Origin of the sequence: Aurantimonas litoralis (genome assembly GCF_026153195.1) — a bacterium.
Taxonomy (GTDB): Bacteria; Pseudomonadota; Alphaproteobacteria; order Rhizobiales; family Rhizobiaceae; genus Aurantimonas; species Aurantimonas coralicida.
This window is the reverse complement of sequence record NZ_JAPFBM010000004.1, coordinates 19947-34749: the sequence shown is the minus strand read 5'-3', so window position 1 is coordinate 34749 and position 14803 is coordinate 19947. Positions and strand designations below refer to the sequence as shown.

The 14803-nt window shown below is 63.8% G+C and carries 14 protein-coding genes and 1 tRNA gene; 8 read left to right on the top strand and 7 right to left on the bottom strand.

The window, feature by feature from the left end:
• Positions 1-146: 146 nt before the first annotated feature.
• The 3 genes from N7I30_RS09960 to N7I30_RS09950 all read left to right on the top strand — a co-directional run bounded on the left by N7I30_RS09960 (position 147) and on the right by N7I30_RS09950 (position 4592).
• Positions 147-1196 carry a threonine aldolase family protein gene (locus N7I30_RS09960; protein ID WP_498638541.1) on the top strand — a complete coding sequence of 350 codons (1050 nt, stop codon included), beginning with the start codon at positions 147-149 and terminating at the stop codon, positions 1194-1196.
• Between the two features lie 366 nt (positions 1197-1562).
• Positions 1563-1787, top strand: coding sequence for a ribosome modulation factor (locus tag N7I30_RS09955; protein WP_024348933.1), 225 nt, complete (start codon positions 1563-1565; stop codon positions 1785-1787).
• 324 nt (positions 1788-2111) lie between these two features.
• A complete protein-coding gene (locus tag N7I30_RS09950; RefSeq protein ID WP_498638539.1) occupies positions 2112-4592 on the top strand; it encodes a toll/interleukin-1 receptor domain-containing protein in 2481 nt (826 codons plus the stop codon).
• A 294-nt stretch (positions 4593-4886) separates the two neighbouring features.
• Here the strand turns inward: N7I30_RS09950 and N7I30_RS09945 are convergent, their stop codons facing one another.
• Positions 4887-5354, bottom strand: coding sequence for an Hsp20 family protein (locus N7I30_RS09945; protein ID WP_187390252.1), 468 nt, complete (start codon positions 5352-5354; stop codon positions 4887-4889).
• Here N7I30_RS09945 and N7I30_RS09940 point away from each other — a divergent pair.
• Positions 5353-5838: a hypothetical protein gene (locus N7I30_RS09940; RefSeq protein ID WP_498638536.1), complete on the top strand. Its 486-nt coding sequence runs from the start codon at positions 5353-5355 to the stop codon at positions 5836-5838. The genes N7I30_RS09945 and N7I30_RS09940 overlap by 2 nt on opposite strands.
• 133 nt (positions 5839-5971) lie before the next feature.
• Entirely contained in the window at positions 5972-6946 is a 975-nt protein-coding gene (locus tag N7I30_RS09935) for an alpha/beta fold hydrolase (protein ID WP_498638534.1), read from the top strand.
• Positions 6947-7012: 66 nt separating this feature from the next.
• On the opposite strand, the gene hisN is transcribed toward N7I30_RS09935, so the two are convergent.
• Together hisN and N7I30_RS09925 are read right to left on the bottom strand one after the other, a co-directional pair.
• Positions 7013-7783, bottom strand: a complete 771-nt coding sequence (gene hisN / locus N7I30_RS09930) for a histidinol-phosphatase (protein WP_024348936.1) — start codon at positions 7781-7783, stop codon at positions 7013-7015.
• 329 nt (positions 7784-8112) lie between these two features.
• Positions 8113-8997: an N-formylglutamate amidohydrolase gene (locus N7I30_RS09925; RefSeq protein WP_498638532.1), complete on the bottom strand. Its 885-nt coding sequence runs from the start codon at positions 8995-8997 to the stop codon at positions 8113-8115.
• A gap of 171 nt (positions 8998-9168) precedes the next feature.
• On the opposite strand from N7I30_RS09925, the gene cpdR reads away from it, so the two are divergent.
• Positions 9169-9534, top strand: a complete 366-nt coding sequence (gene cpdR, locus N7I30_RS09920) for a cell cycle two-component system response regulator CpdR (protein ID WP_009208652.1) — start codon at positions 9169-9171, stop codon at positions 9532-9534.
• A gap of 318 nt (positions 9535-9852) precedes the next feature.
• Positions 9853-9927 (top strand) — tRNA-Val (locus tag N7I30_RS09915).
• A gap of 347 nt (positions 9928-10274) precedes the next feature.
• Here N7I30_RS09915 and N7I30_RS09910 read toward each other — a convergent pair.
• Positions 10275-10436 carry a hypothetical protein gene (locus N7I30_RS09910; protein ID WP_498638529.1) on the bottom strand — a complete coding sequence of 54 codons (162 nt, stop codon included), beginning with the start codon at positions 10434-10436 and terminating at the stop codon, positions 10275-10277.
• Between the two features lie 371 nt (positions 10437-10807).
• On the opposite strand from N7I30_RS09910, the gene N7I30_RS09905 reads away from it, so the two are divergent.
• Positions 10808-10948 (top strand): hypothetical protein, encoded by a 141-nt coding sequence (locus N7I30_RS09905; RefSeq protein ID WP_154653357.1) that lies wholly within the window; start codon positions 10808-10810, stop codon positions 10946-10948.
• 327 nt (positions 10949-11275) lie between these two features.
• Here the strand turns inward: N7I30_RS09905 and N7I30_RS09900 are convergent, their stop codons facing one another.
• The 3 genes from N7I30_RS09900 to N7I30_RS09890 form a co-directional block, all read right to left on the bottom strand.
• Complete coding sequence (locus N7I30_RS09900; protein WP_498638527.1) at positions 11276-12304, bottom strand: LacI family DNA-binding transcriptional regulator; 1029 nt, start codon at positions 12302-12304, stop codon at positions 11276-11278.
• Positions 12305-12395: 91 nt separating this feature from the next.
• Positions 12396-13565: a Gfo/Idh/MocA family protein gene (locus tag N7I30_RS09895; RefSeq protein ID WP_498638525.1), complete on the bottom strand. Its 1170-nt coding sequence runs from the start codon at positions 13563-13565 to the stop codon at positions 12396-12398.
• A 14-nt stretch (positions 13566-13579) separates the two neighbouring features.
• The gene (locus tag N7I30_RS09890) at positions 13580-14638 is read right to left on the bottom strand and encodes a sugar phosphate isomerase/epimerase family protein (RefSeq protein ID WP_498638523.1); all 1059 of its coding nucleotides are present in this window, start codon (positions 14636-14638) and stop codon (positions 13580-13582) included.
• Between the last annotated feature and the right edge of the window lie 165 nt (positions 14639-14803).

Here is a 14803-nt window from a genome sequence, read left to right as displayed (position 1 = left end):
TGCGCCGGGCCGCGCACTGCCCCCTGAACAACCCACCTCGACCGCGAAGATCGCACCCGGCAACCGCCCCCGCATGCCCGCAGCGCATGGGAGATCCGCGCCGCGTCCGGCTTGCCCTTGGCTGCGGCGCATTATAACTGCCCGCCATGATCTTTGCTTCCGATAACTGGTCCGGCGCCCATCCGGCGATCAATGCAGCCCTCACCGCCCACGGCGCCGGCATGGCCGCCGCCTATGGCGCGAGCGATCTCGACAAGCGCGTCGAGCGCCGCTTCGACGAATTGTTCGAGCGCGAGGTCGCGGTGTTCTTCGTGGGCACCGGCACCGCCGCCAACTCCCTCGCCTTCGCCGCGGTCAACCGGCCGGGCGGCGTCGTCCTGTGCCACCGCGAGGCCCACGTCATCGAGGACGAGTGCGGCGCGCCGGAATTCTTCACCCATGGCGCCCGCATGGCGCCGATCGACGGCCCCGACGGCAAGATCGACCCGGACAATCTGAAGCGCGAGATTTCCCGCTTCAAGCCGGATTTCGTCCATGCCGGCCAGCCCATGGCCGTGACCATCAGCCAGCCCGGCGAGGCCGGCACGCTCTACAGCGGCGACGAGATCGAGACGTTCGCGAAGATCGCCCATGACCGCAATCTCGCCCTCCACATGGACGGCGCGCGCTTTGCCAACGGTCTCGCCGCCACCGGCATGACGCCGGCCGAGATGACCTGGAAGCGCGGCGTCGACATCCTGTCCTTCGGCGCCACCAAGAACGGCTGCTGGTGTGCCGAGGCCGTGGTCTTCTTCGACCCCGCCAAGGCCAGCCAGTTCCCCTATATCCGCAAGCGCGGCGCCCAGCTCTTCTCCAAGACCCGTTTCGTGGCGGCCCAGTTCATGGCCTATCTGGAAAACGATCTCTGGCTCGAGCTCGGCAGCCATGCCAACCGCATGGCCGACCGCCTGCGCGCCGGCCTCGACGCCAGCAACCAGGCCCGCCAGGCCTGGCCCACCCACACCAATGAGAGCTTCGCCATCCTCAAGGCCGACCGGGCCGAGGCGCTGCGGGCCCGCGGCGCGGTCTTCTACGACTGGAACCCGCCGCACGGCTTCCACGACATCGTCGGCGACGACGAGCATCTGGTGCGCCTCGTCACCAGCTGGTCGACGACCCCCGACGAGGTCGACCGCTTCTGCGAACTCCTGGCCTGATCCACCCCCCCGATCGGTCGCCCGAGCGACGGCCGATCGGCGTCCGATGAAGTCCCAACTGACTCCCGTCAGCCGCAAATCGGCCCTTCGACAGACAGGGAACCGACTTGCCTTCGACGCCCCCCCTGACTGGCCCCTGACCAGCCTTCGACAGAGCCCCTGACCGGCCTGCAACGGTCGCCCGGGACTGGCCCTCGACCAGCCCCTCGACGGACCCCTGACTGGTCTTAACCGGCCTTTGCCGACCCTCTGGCCGGCCGGGGCGCGCTCGCCCCGGACCGATCGGGCCGATGGACATCTTTCTTCGGAACGGTTGACCGCGCACGGGATTTCCGTAGCGTAGGTTCACAGCCAGAGGAGAACGTCATGTCCACAGACGCGTTTCATCAGGGCGAACTCGCTTTCCGCAACAATTTCCCGATGTCGTCCTGCGAATATCCGGCCGGCTCATCCCTGCGCGCCGCGTGGATGGAGGGCTGGACCACGGCCCGCAACGCGGCGCCGACGGGCACCGGCCAGCATGCCGGCATGATGAAGGACGCCCGCACCGCCACCAATCTCGGCCGCCACGACGCCCCCCACGAATCCTGACGCGGTGGGGCTAAGACCAAGCGAGCGCGCGACGGCCCCGGCCGTCGCGCTTTTTGTGCGTGGGTAGGAAGGCATGGAGGGCGGGTTTCGACCGTAACAGCCGCTCACGCCAATGATCGGTTCCGGCCACTCCGCAAGCAAGCCAGTTTTTTCGAAAAGGGACACCCGGCTATACGGCCAGATAGCCATAAACTAAGGTGGGTATAGGCATTCAGCGTTCGCCGGTTCTCCCGCACTTACAGTACCAAGGGCTGCGTTCGGAATTGTGAAACACAGTCGCGAATGCTACTTCTGGCGAAAATACAACGTAGATAAAGGCTTGAGATGCACTGCTTTTCATCCCACAGCAGCACTGACAAAAATGGCTATGTGGCGGTCCTCGCGGACAAATTTGGTGACCGGGCGATATATGACGCCTACACATTTGAAGCAGGAATGCGGACGATTGATGAAATCCTTAAAGGTCTAAATATTACCGATCTCTTCGTCTTGCTTATCTCAGACGCCGCTCTTAATTCTAAATGGGTCAAAGACGAAATTACCAATTCGAAACGACTTCTAGATGCTGGCCAAATCAAGCAGTTTTTGCCTATAATCATAGATCCTGCAATTACGTACAGAGATAGCCGGATCCCCGAGTGGATTCGCGAGGCGTATAACCTACGCGTTATACCCAAGCCAAATGCTGCGTACCGAGTGATTAATTCTGCATTTAGCCGCCTTTCAATCAATAGCAACCCGAAGTCTCTTAGAGCGCGGCGTCTTTTTGTAGGCCGCAATGACCAGTTAAAAGAGCTTGAGGCGCGGCTAGACGACTACGAAAAGCCACTGCCGGCAGCTATAGTCGCGTCAGGGATGAGAGAAATCGGACGCAAGAAGTACCTTCTTCACGCTCTTCGTAAAGCTAACCGGATCGACGACCACCATTTGCCGATTTCTACCACCCTTCATTACGAGGACGGAATTGACGGATTTCTTAGTAAACTATTGGATTTCGGTTTTTCTGCAAAGTTCGATTCGCTAATCGACCTTTCTTCCATTTCTCAGACTGATAAGATTGACATCATCGTTGAGTTGTTCACCGAGCTCGGGAAGCAAAATGAAATACTTTCCATTGACGACTGGCGATGTATCGTTCAGTTTGGCGGTCAATATGCTGATTGGTTTGTAAGCGTCTGCGCTCGCCTGCCCGCAAACAGGCTTTATATGTGTATCGCCTCCGGATCGAGCCCCAAGGCTAGCCTCTATAGAAACAATAACACTATATTCCATATTCGCTTGCCTGAACTAGATACGACGGAGCGACTTGGTTTGCTCGTTCGCTATCTTCGTGATGTGGAAGGCATACAAGACCTTGATCTATTGAAACTCTCGGCCTTCAGGAACATTTTGAATGGATACCCCGAGCAGGCAATCTACGCGGGGGAGTCTGTTATGGAGAATGGCATTGACGGCGCCCTCTACCGTTCGGCAGAGATTGTCGATTTCGCACGACTAAAGGCAAGCGTATATGTCGAGAAATACAGGGATGATAAAACAACATTTGATCTTCTGACATTTTTGAGTTGGTTTGAGTTCGCCTCCATAGATCTTCTTGCGAAGCTATCTGTCGAGATGTCGGAAGATCTGATGCCCATAGTAAACGAATTTATCGAAGCCGGCATCTGCCAATCGCTGGGCTCTCTCGGAGAATACATCAGACTAAATGACGTAATTCGCGATTATGTGGCGCGGGGCAGTATCAGTATCCCACCAAAATTCTCCGAAGCCATCGCCCAAGTGTCCAAAGACATATTAGTCTCCTCAGACAATGCAGATGATTTTGATTACTCAGAACGTGCGGTTTCAATACGTGTTGCTTTACTAGAGGGCCGCGAAGTGCCTGAGAAAATGCTTATCCCGGCGCATTTTCTCAAGGCGATTTCCCAAAATTACAAGAACAAGCGATACAAGAATGTAATCGCTCTTTGTACCAGAGTGTTATCGCGGGATAACTATGAGGTCTATATACGAAGACAGGTATTACACTTCTACTGCATGGCTTTAGCTAGACGGCGGGATCCGATCTTCTTATCCGAGGTCCAGAAGATTGACGGCCGGGAGCACGACTACGTTCTCGGTTTTTACTACAGAATTTCAGGAAGGTATAAGGATACCATCCCGCGATTTGAATCTGCAATGAAGGAGCAGAGATGGGAAGAAAATTCCAAAAGAGAACTAGTACTGATTTACAACATCATAGAAGACTATGATAGTGCTTTTGCCTTGGCCAGGAAAAGCTACTATGACTTCCCATCGAATCCGATAAGCGTGCTAGCCTACTTCGAAGTTCTATTGAACAAGTACAAGAGCGACCAAAATTCTGATGAGGATTTCGTATCTGAAATGGAAGCTACGTTGCTCTCGATATCTAGGGTCTCAAGTGAGAAGGCTCAGGAAGTTGAATCCGGAATGAAAGCCCGGTACGAGTATTATGTTAAAAACGATGAAATCACGGCTCTACAGATTGTTGATGACGCGATTGATCGGTTTGGTGGCTCTCCATATCCGTTGCTGGTGAAAATGGAAATAGGGATCGCCCTCAGGTCGTCCGAACACATCTCAAACGCTTTGAGGATTTTCGCGAGTAAAAATTTCGACCACAATCAGGGCGCCACACAGCGGAAGAAAGCTGAGCTATTTCTTATGGCACTCGGGGGGCAATCCTCGAAGGCGATCGGCTTAGTCGATCGAGACCTGCGTTATTTAAATGAAGTTGCGAGGGAGCGCTTCAAGCAGAGGCTCTCCCTGAAGAACTTGCAGTAAGCGATATTGGTGTCGGCCGCAGATAGGAGGATAGCTACTGAGCTTTCCGGTAATTTGGTGTTTTTACATTTTGGACTTCAAGGAAGACGAAACGCCCAAAATGAAGATTTTATATTGCGGGATCAATAACCGCTTACGGTCCCAGCTTTACTAAAGTGAGACCGTCCGCTTTCCCAAGTTTCCTCACTAAAGCTGTCCGCCCGCAGCCCGTCATATCGGCTACGCAGTCACTTCCCCACAAACAAAAGCGGCGCCGTTTCCGGCGCCGCTCTCTTCCCGTTCCGAGTCTGCTGATCAGGCGGCGTTCGCCTCGATCTGCTTCTCGTTGACATTGTCGGCCGTGGTGATGGCGATCCGGCGCGGCTTCATCGCCTCCGGGATCACCCGCACGAGGTCGATATGCAGGAGGCCGTTCTTCAGGGCGGCGCCCTTCACCTCGACATATTCGGCCAGTTGGAAGCGGCGCTCGAAGGCGCGGCCGGCAATGCCGCGATAGAGCGTCTCGTACTGGTCGCTCTCCTGGCTCTCGGCCTTCTCGCCCTTGACCGTCAGCACGTTCTCGCGCGCCTCGATCGACAGTTCCTCGTCACCGAAGCCGGCGACGGCGAGCGTCACGCGATAGGCGTTCTCGCCGGTGCGCTCGATGTTGTAGGGCGGATAGGTCTGGCCGTTGTCGGCGAGCGTCTGGCTGTCGAGCAGCGAGAACAGACGGTCGAAACCGACGGTGGAACGATAGAGGGGGGCAAAATCGACATGACGCATGATGTTCTCCATTCAGAAGCAACGAGGTTTGCGTAAGGCGCCCGGCACGCATCCCGAATTGGCGATGCAGCCCGGCGTGCGGCCCCGTCTCGGCGACCGCATGACAAAAATAATGGCGCGATTTTTGCCGTTCAAGAGCGCCCGCAAGCCGGCCGTGCAGATTTTTCTCAGGTCCGCCCTTCCCGCGCGCGCGTCGCAGGCGTGCCGTCCCAACAGACTGATCATGCATGGTTTTCCGGCGGGCCTGCCTGAACCGCAGATGAATGCCGCCTTCCGCGACCGTTCATCTGCCCTGGTGCAATGTGGCGTCAGATTTCAGCCGCCCACCACACATCGGGCGGCCCGCCAAACGGTCGCAGCGTCCCGTCCCTTCCGCTGTGGCCGCTCCGGCCGGAAGCCTGTCAAAGGGCTTCCGGTCGATCCCCTTCCCACCCCTGTCCCGCTGCCTCGCCGCCAGCTTCGTGCCCAGGCTTGCCGCGTCTGACGCCGCCGCCGCCCCGGCCGGCCGCCGGCGCGGAAGGCTTTGACCCGCCCGGCCCCGGCCACTAAAAGCGCGCAACGGCCATGGCCGCCGGATTGCCAGCAGAACGGCGGGTCCCGGGCGAAGCGGATACGACATGAACGAAGCCTTCAATCCGGACGAACTCGTCGTCACCGAGACCAATCCGGCGCCTGCCGGCATCACCGCCTCGACTTTCCGCGCCCCCGACGGCAAGCGCCTGCGCTATGCGGTCTCGCCCTCGGCGCTGGAGCGCACCCGCGGCACCGTCATCCTGCTGCAGGGCCGCAACGAGAATATCGAGAAATATTTCGAGACCATCGGCGAGCTCAACCGCCGCGGCTACATGGTCGCCACCTTCGATTGGCGCGGCCAGGGCGGCTCGGAACGCATGCTGCGCGATCGCCGCCGCGGCTATGTCCGCCGCTTCGGCGCCTATGTGAACGACCTGGAAGCCTTCATCCAGGACGTCGCCCTGCCCGACTGCCGCGGCCCCTTCGTCATCCTCGCCCATTCCATGGGCGGCCTCGTCGCGCTCACCGCGGCGCCGCGCCTGGTCAACAGCATCGAGCGCATGGTGCTCAGCGCGCCGCTCGTCGCCTTCCCGGCGAACCGCGCCATCGGCACAAGGGGCCTGCATCGTCTCGCCCGGCTCGGGCGCTGGCTCGGCCTCGGCCGTCTGCCGGTCGCCCCGTCGCTGCTGCCCGGCCGGCGCGTCCGCGCCGCCAGCCCCGCCCTCAGCAGCGATCCCAGGCGCCTGGCCCGCAACGCCGCGCTCGCCGAGGCGGCGCCCTGGCTGTTCTTGGGCAAGCCGACCGTCTCGTGGCTGGCGGCGGTCACCGGCGCCATGCGGCGGCTGGAGGATTCCGACAATATCGCCCGGCTGGGCGTGCCCACCCTCATCGTCACCGCCGGCCAGGACGCCGTCGTCGACAGCCGCGCCGCCGAGCGGCTGGCCTGGCGTATGCGCTCGGGCTCCAGCCTGAACATCCCCTTCGCCCGGCACGAATTGCTGCAGGAGGCCGACCGCTTCCGCGCCCCCTTCATGGAGGCGTTCGAATCCTTCACCGCCGGCGCCCTACCCCTCGACTAACGCAGAGGACGCCGCCCCCGCAGCTCGGCGCCCGGCCGCACGACCACCGCCAAATGTCAGCCACCGTCAGCGGTTGAGCATCGCCAGTGCCGCCGCGTGCAGCTCCGGCGTTCCCGCCGCGACGATGTCGCCGCCCGATTCCGGTCGCCCGCCGTCGAGCCGCGTGATGATGCCGCCGGCCTGCTCGATGATCGGCACCAGCGCGACGATGTCGTAGGGCTTCAGCCCGGTCTCCACCACCAGATCCACCTGCCCCGCCGCCAGCATGCAGAAGGCGTAGCAATCGGTGCCGAAGCGCGTCAGCCGCGCCTTGGCCTCCAGCGCCTCGAAGGGCGGCGTACCCTTCGGCTCGAACAGCCGCGGCGAGGTGGTGAACAGGGTCGCCTCCTCCAGCCGGCGCACGTCCCGCACGGCAAGCCGCGTGCGCGTCCCGCGATGCAGGCCCCACGACGCCTCGCCATCGGCAACGAAGCGCTCGCCGGTGAAGGGCTGCGACATGATGCCGACCCGCGCCCGGCCCGATTCGCAATAGCCGATCAGCGTGCCCCACACCGGCACGCCGGAGATGAAGGCGCGGGTGCCGTCGATCGGATCGATCACCCACAGCCGGTCGCTGGTGCCGCTGGCGCCGAATTCCTCGCCGAGCACCGCATGGTCCGGATAGCGCGCCGCGATCGCCGACAGGATCGCCCGTTCGGCCGCCCGGTCGGCTTCGGTCACCGGGTCGAAATCCGCGGCGCGCTTGTTGTCCACGGCCGTACCGGCGCGAAACCGCGGCAGCGTCTCGGCATCCGCCGCATCGGCGAGTTCGAACAGGAAGGAGACGTCGGGGAGAATCATGCGCGCGAAGAATCCACTGAGATCACGAGGATTCCGATCCTAGCGGATCGCCAAGGGCCGGGCGACCGGTGAATGCGCGCCACGCGGCGATTCCCCCGCGCCCTCCGGCCATCGGCGGGCGCCGCACATGCCTCAATATGTGGCGGCAAACTTTTCTGCACGATTTCCATGCAGATTCCGCTTGCGCTCTGTCGCAGTGCAGTATATCTTGATGTTGCGGTGCTGATGTACCGCGGCCCTTACGGGCGTTTCCTCCCTAGACTCAGACCGCGCTGCCCTCCCGCAGTGCGGTTTTTTTTCGCGTCGCCCCGCAGGATCCGGCAGGCCTATTCCGCCGCCGCCGGCAGCCCGTAATCGGCGTCCACATCCTCCGCGAAGCCCGCGACGAAGGCCGCCAGCCGCTCCGCCAGCACCTCGAAGCCGGCATGGGGGCGATAGATGCGCTCGTCGGCGTAGAGCCCGCGATTGATTTCGATCTGGATCGCGTGCTGGCCGATCGCCGGCCGGCCGTAGCGCTCGGTAATGTAGCCGCCGGCATAGGGCTTGTTCCGCGCCACGTCGTAGCCCAGCCGCGTCAGCCGGCCGGTGGCGATGGCCACGAGCCGGGCGCCGGCGCTGGTGCCGTAGCGGTCGCCCAGCACCATGTCCGGCCGCCGGCCGCCCGGCAGCGCCCGCACGCTCGACGGCATCGAGTGGCAGTCCACCAGGATCGCCATGCCGAATCGCTCTTTCGTGCGCCGCAGCCGCTCCTCGACAGCCGCGTGGAATGGCTTGTAGATCGTCCCGATCCGGCCGATCGCCTCGGCGAGCGACAACCGCTTGCGGTAGATCTCCTCGTTTTCAGCCACGATCCGCGGGATCGTGCCGAGCCCGCCCGTCACCCGCACCGAACCGACATTGACGTAGTCCGGCAGTGGCTCGGAAAACATCTGCGGATCGAGCTCGTAGGGTTCGCGATTGACGTCGAGAAACGCCCGCGGGAACCGCGCCCGGATCAGCGGCGCGCCGAGTCTCGGCACGCATTCGAACAGCTGATCGACGAACAGATCCTCCGACCGGCGGATCGAATCGCCCGGCAGCCGCGTCGCCGCCAGGAAATCGGCGGGATAGTCGCGACCGCTGTGGGGAGAGCAGAAGACGAAGGGGATGGTCGGCTCGGCCGGTTCGACGACTTCGAAGGCGGGAACCGCCCCGCCGGCCGTCGTGATCATGGGTATGTTCGCCAAACTGTCCCCTTCCGGTTGGATGGCGCACCGAAAAATCCGCCGTCCACCGCCGGATCCTGATTCCTTTTAGAAAAAGTTCCGGCATTCTGCTATGGAATTGCGACCTCAATGAACAGCCGCCGGCATCGTTGCGCCCGGCGTATCCGGATAACGTGAATGTCAAAGATTCTACTCGCCGAAGACGACAACGATATGCGCCGTTTCCTCGCCAAGGCGCTGGAGCGGGCCGGCTACGAAGTCGTGAGCTACGACAATGGCGGCAGCGCCTATGAGCGCCTGCGCGAGGAGCCGTTCTCGCTGCTCCTGACCGACATCGTCATGCCGGAGATGGACGGCATCGAGCTGGCGCGCCGCGCCACCGAGCTCGATCCCGACCTCAAGGTGATGTTCATCACCGGCTTTGCCGCCGTCGCGCTCAACCCCGATTCCAAGGCTCCCAAGGACGCCAAGATCCTGTCGAAGCCCTTCCATCTGCGCGAGCTGGTCGACGAGGTCGCCCGCATGCTCGAGGACGCCGCCTGACCGGCTGAACCTCGCTCGGCTTGCACGGACGCGCAATCGCGTCTTTCGACGCCCCCGGCCCTGCACAGATGCAGGCCGGGCGCCGGCGCGCCGATCCCCTGCCCCGCAGGATCGCCGCCCGCCGCGGCTCCTCCGTCCGGCGCGGCGCGCGCGCCGGGCGCAAGCCGCCTACCCGGATCGCAGCATTCCCGGTGCCTATCCGCCCGCGGCGCAGCGGCTCCGGCGACCGCCGGACCGGCCATCGAATTCTCCGCGAAAATGCCCGCAAGACCCTATTGACGACCGCTTTGGTCTGTGGTCAAAGCCGCCTCGTCGGATGGGCGTGTAGCTCAGCGGGAGAGCACTTCGTTGACATCGAAGGGGTCACAGGTTCAATCCCTGTCACGCCCACCATCCGAACCTTCCCGAAAAAAACGTCTGCCTCGTCGCTAGAATCGAACGTCATGTTCGATGCGCGACACAGCCGCGGCGTCTCTGCGCCCACAGGCCGTTTCTCAACCTGACGCCGTTCACCGCACCGCCATGCCAAGCGCCCTGCGCAAGTCAGCGGCTGCGATGGCCCGAGCCCGATTCGAATGTCGGTGCGGACTCGCGCTCGGCCGATGCAACCTCTCGCCTCCCCTCCCGTGGAGAGGACAGGGTACCGCAGCTTCGTTTCTGATGGAGGAAGGGATCGTCTGGACGGCTCAGGGGCATCTGGACCCAGCCTCGGATCGCTCGATGCCTGCAGCCGGCAAAAGTTACCAGGTCTGCGTATCGACGAGTTCGTCTTCGATTTCGCGGTCGGTCTTGTTATAGGGCCGCGTTTCCCAGCGATTGCCGGCCCACCGCGCTTCGATATAGTCGAAGGGGTAGAGATATCGCTTCTGCCAGTTCTCGTCGCCGGGCCTGCGACGAAGCATGATCCTGAGATACGCTTGCCATGGACCGAGAAAACCTAGACGATACAACAACGCTTGACGCATATACCTCTCCCCAGCGGGAATGATTATATGCAGCGCGCTGACTTAGCAACCAGAACGATATTTGCCCGCCTAACACAACTCCTTTGCGACCCGGGCGTGCATAAGTGCAGGGCTCCCAGCCTCGGCACGCAAGCGCGCCGGTCTTCCTTGACGGACGCTTAACGCCGCCCCGCTCGCCCATGCATTCACCGCATGGCTCACCTGCAAGCATCCCGATACCGCAGCGCAGCAAGACCGCCTATATCTCGCTCATCGGAACGACGCGCCGAACACGCTGGCGCCGCCCCGGACAACATTGGAGAGAGATCATGGCCACCACCCGCCCCAGCACGATGCGCCGCATGTACAACGCCTTCGTCGACGCCCGCTTCCGCTCCGTCGAGCGCGAGATCGCCCGCGTCCGCATCTATCATCTGGAAGACAGCGCCCGTTCGAAGCTCGAAGGCTGAACAGGCATCCGGGGGGCAGCCTGCCCCTTGTGAGACGATCAGGCCGGTTGCCGACCGCGTGTCGGCCCCGGCCCGCCATCCGGCCCGCGCGCCATGTGTCCGACTGCCCAACCGGTCCCTGACCGGCAGCGGCGGCCCGGCACGTTGGGAGCGCACCGAGCCGCCTCGTATCTTCCCTTCCGAGATTGCCCACCCCCGGGGAAGACGACACACGCTATCCTAAGCTTACCAGACGTCAATCCGTCGCTGCCTGCAAATTGTGCAGAACGCGTCGTCGCGACCCGATCGCCCTCGGTCCCATGACCGGGGCTGCACCGGCGCGCCGCGCTACGGCAGATTGTCCCGCATGAAGATGTCGATGCGGATCTGTTCCTGCGCTTCCAGCACCGGCCGGTCGTCGATCAGCGCCTTCAGGATGCGCACGGCGCTGCGCGCCTCGTGCCCGGCATCCTGGTTGATCACCGCGTCGAAGATCCCGTCGTGCAGCGCCGCGCGCGCATGCGGGCTGACCTCGTGCGCCACCACGCGCACCCGGCCGGCAAGCCCGGCCCGTTCCAGCGCCGTCACCACCCCGCGATTGCCCGCGCCGAGGCTGTAGAGCCCGGCGATCTCGCCGTCTTGCGCCAGCAGATCGCCCAGAAGCGACGCCACCCGCTCGGCATCGTCCAGCCCTTCCAGCGAGGGCAGCACGGTCAGATGCGGATAATATTCCCGCATCACCGTCTCGAATCCCTGCCGCCGCTCGACATGGTCGCGCAGCAGCATCGACCCGGCGACCACGGCGATCCGCCCCGGCGCGCCGCCGCAGAAGCGGCCGAGCAGACCGGCGGCCGTGCGGCCCGCCACGACATTGTCGATCCCCACGAAGCGGTCGCGGCTGGAACCGGGCAGGTCGCTGACCAGCGTCACCACCCGCACGCCCTCGCCGGTCAGCCGGCCGATCGCGTCGCGCACCTCCGCCGCGTCCGTCGCCACCACCGCCACGCCGTCCGTTGCCGTGCGATCAATGGCGTCGAGCGCTCGAGCCAAGGCCGGCCCATCGAAGGCCGGCACCATGGTGACGGTCACCTCGGCGCGCTCCAGCGACGAGTGCCGCGAGGTCGCCTGCACCGCCGCCGCCAGCCCGCGCATGAAGCTGTTGTCGCCGTCAGGCAAAAGGAAGCTCAGCCGGTAGCGGCGCTTCTTCGACAGATTCGCCGCGGTGATGTCGCGGGTGAAGTCGAGGCGCTGCATCGCCTCCTCGACCTTGGCGACGGTCTTCGCCCGCACGCCGGCCCGCCGGTTCAGAACCCGGTCCACCGTGGCGAGACTCACCCCCGCCGCACGGGCGACGTCCCGGATCGTCGGTCGCGACATCACGCCTCGTCCATGTCGTCAGTTCCCATCGGGTCCCGCCCGCCGGTCGCCCGGAAAAGCCCGTACAGGCGGGCGCAGGGCAACCAGCGCGTCAAAGCGCCGTCCACGCCCCGTCATTCTGCGACGACGCCACGCAGGCCTCGATGAAGGCGAGGCCGTCGATCCCGTCCGCCAGGGTCGGCAGCGCCAGCCCGTCCGGCGGCGCCTGGCCGGCGTCCGATGCGTGGATCAGCTCCGCCGCCTCGGCATAGATCGTGGCAAACCCTTCCAGATAGCCTTCCGGATGGCCGGCCGGGATGCGCGAGACCGCCGCGGCCGCCGCGTTCGCCCCGGCCCCGCCGCGGGTCAGGAGCCGCTTCGGCTCGCCCAGCGGCGTGAACCACAGCCGGTTCGGCTCCTCCTGGCGCCATTCCAGCCCGCCCTTGTCGCCATAGACCCGCAGCGACAGCCCGTTCTCGTTGCCGACCGCCACCTGGCTCGCCCACAACATGCCCTTCGCCCCACCGGCAAAGCGCAAGAGCATGTTCGCATTGTCGTCGAGCTCGCGCCCTTCCACGAAGGACGACAGATCCGCCGACAGACGCTCCACCTTCAGCCCGGTGACGAAGCAGGCAAGGTTGTGGGCATGCGTGCCGATGTCGCCGATCGAGCCGCCGGCGCCGGCCTTCGCCGGATCGACGCGCCAGCCCGCCTGCTTGGAGCCGGTATCCTCGGCCCGGTCGGCCAGCCAGTCCTGGATATATTCGGCATGGACCATCCGAATCTTTCCCAGATCCCCGGCCGCCACCATCGCCCGCGCCTGCCGGATCATCGGATAGCCGGTGTAATTGTGGGTCAGCACGAAGATCTTGCCCGAGGCCGCGGCGATCTCCGCCAGCTCCTGCGCCTCGGCGAGCGTCGTCGTCATCGGCTTATCGCAGATGACGTGGATGCCGACCTCCAGAAACGTCTTGGCGACCGGAAAATGCATGTGGTTCGGCGTGACGATCGCCACCGCCTCGATGCCGTCCTCGCGTTCCGCTTCCGTCGCCGCCATCTCCACATAGGAGCCGTAGCTGCGTTCGGGATCGAGGCCGATCTCGGCCGCCGACGCCAGCGCCTTTTCCGGCGTCGAGGACAGCGCCCCGGCGACCAGCTCGAACCGGTCGTCGATGCGCGCCGCGATCCGGTGGACGCCGCCGATGAAGGCGCCCTGCCCGCCGCCGACCATACCCAGCCGTATGCGACGTGGCCGCTCTGTGTCCTGTTCCTCGCTCGTCATGATGCGTCCTCCCCTCAGCCCTCGATGCCCAGCATGCGCCGGTTCGCCGCCGCGTCCGTGCCGCCCGCCGCGAAATCGTCGAAGGCCTTGTCGGTCACCTCGATGATGTGGCTGGCGATGAACGGCGCGCCCTCGGCCGCCCCCTGCTCGGGGCTCTTCAGGCAGCACTCCCATTCCAGCACCGCCCAGGAATCATAGTCGTATTCGGCGAGCTTGGAGAAGATCCCGGCGAAATCCACCTGCCCGTCGCCCAGCGAGCGGAACCGCCCGGCCCGCTTGGTCCAGGGCTGGTAACCCGAATAGACGCCCTGCCGGCCGGTCGGGTTGAACTCGGCGTCCTTCACGTGGAAGGCGCAGATCCGCTCGTGATAGATGTCGATGAACTCAAGGTAGTCGAGCTGCTGCAAGAGGAAGTGCGACGGGTCGTAATTGATCTGGCAGCGCGGATGGTCGCCGCAGGCCTCGAGGAACATCTCGAAGGTCGCGCCGTCGAAGACGTCCTCGCCCGGATGGATCTCGTAGCCGACGTCGCAGCCCGCCGCGTCGAAGGCGTCGAGGATCGGCACCCAGCGTTTCGCCAGTTCCTCGAAGGCCGTGTCGACCAGCCCCGCCGGCCGCTGCGGCCAGGGATAGAGGAACGGCCAGGCGAGCGCGCCCGGAAAGGTGACGTGGCTCTTGAAGCCGAAATGCGCCGAAGCCTTCGCCGCCAGCTTCATCTGCTCCACCGCCCAGGCCTGTCGTGCCTTCGGATTGCCCCGTACCTGCGGCACCGCGAAGCCGTCGAAGGCCTCGTCGAAGGCCGGGTGCACGGCGACGAGCTGGCCCTGCAGATGGGTCGACAGATCGGTGATCTCGACGCCGGCCTCGCGGCAGATGCCGGTGATCTCGTCGCAATAATCCTTCGAGCCGGCCGCCTTCTCCAGATCGATCAGCCGTGTGTCCCAGGTCGGCAGCTGCACGCCCTTGTAGCCATGCCCCGCCGCCCAGCCGGCGATGGACTTCAGATCGTCGAACGGCGCCGAATCGCCGAGAAACTGCGCCAGGAAAATCCCCGGCCCCTGCATCGTCTTCATCGAAAGCCTCCCCCTTCCCGGCGCCTCCCCGCGCCGCCGGCCCCGTCTCGGAGCCCGTCAGGGGCGCATAGAAGCCGCTTGAGGTACGCCTGTCAAAACGCCGAGCCACCCGCGCGCTTCGCCGCGTACGAAGCACGGCATCAACCATCCCGCGCGGCTTTCGCC

Excerpts from the sequence above, each read along its gene's own strand:
- N7I30_RS09960 (WP_498638541.1), top strand. The coding sequence starts at position 147 with ATGATCTTTGCTTCCGATAACTGGTCCGGCGCCCATCCGGCGATCAAT.
- N7I30_RS09955 (WP_024348933.1), top strand. The coding sequence starts at position 1,563 with ATGTCCACAGACGCGTTTCATCAGGGCGAACTCGCTTTCCGCAACAAT.
- N7I30_RS09950 (WP_498638539.1), top strand. The coding sequence starts at position 2,112 with ATGCACTGCTTTTCATCCCACAGCAGCACTGACAAAAATGGCTATGTG.
- N7I30_RS09940 (WP_498638536.1), top strand. The coding sequence starts at position 5,353 with ATGATGTTCTCCATTCAGAAGCAACGAGGTTTGCGTAAGGCGCCCGGC.
- N7I30_RS09945 (WP_187390252.1), bottom strand. The coding sequence starts at position 5,354 with ATGCGTCATGTCGATTTTGCCCCCCTCTATCGTTCCACCGTCGGTTTC.
- N7I30_RS09935 (WP_498638534.1), top strand. The coding sequence starts at position 5,972 with ATGAACGAAGCCTTCAATCCGGACGAACTCGTCGTCACCGAGACCAAT.
- N7I30_RS09925 (WP_498638532.1), bottom strand. The coding sequence starts at position 8,997 with ATGATCACGACGGCCGGCGGGGCGGTTCCCGCCTTCGAAGTCGTCGAA.
- cpdR (WP_009208652.1), top strand. The coding sequence starts at position 9,169 with ATGTCAAAGATTCTACTCGCCGAAGACGACAACGATATGCGCCGTTTC.
- N7I30_RS09910 (WP_498638529.1), bottom strand. The coding sequence starts at position 10,436 with ATGCTTCGTCGCAGGCCCGGCGACGAGAACTGGCAGAAGCGATATCTC.
- N7I30_RS09905 (WP_154653357.1), top strand. The coding sequence starts at position 10,808 with ATGGCCACCACCCGCCCCAGCACGATGCGCCGCATGTACAACGCCTTC.
- N7I30_RS09900 (WP_498638527.1), bottom strand. The coding sequence starts at position 12,304 with ATGTCGCGACCGACGATCCGGGACGTCGCCCGTGCGGCGGGGGTGAGT.
- N7I30_RS09895 (WP_498638525.1), bottom strand. The coding sequence starts at position 13,565 with ATGACGAGCGAGGAACAGGACACAGAGCGGCCACGTCGCATACGGCTG.
- N7I30_RS09890 (WP_498638523.1), bottom strand. The coding sequence starts at position 14,638 with ATGAAGACGATGCAGGGGCCGGGGATTTTCCTGGCGCAGTTTCTCGGC.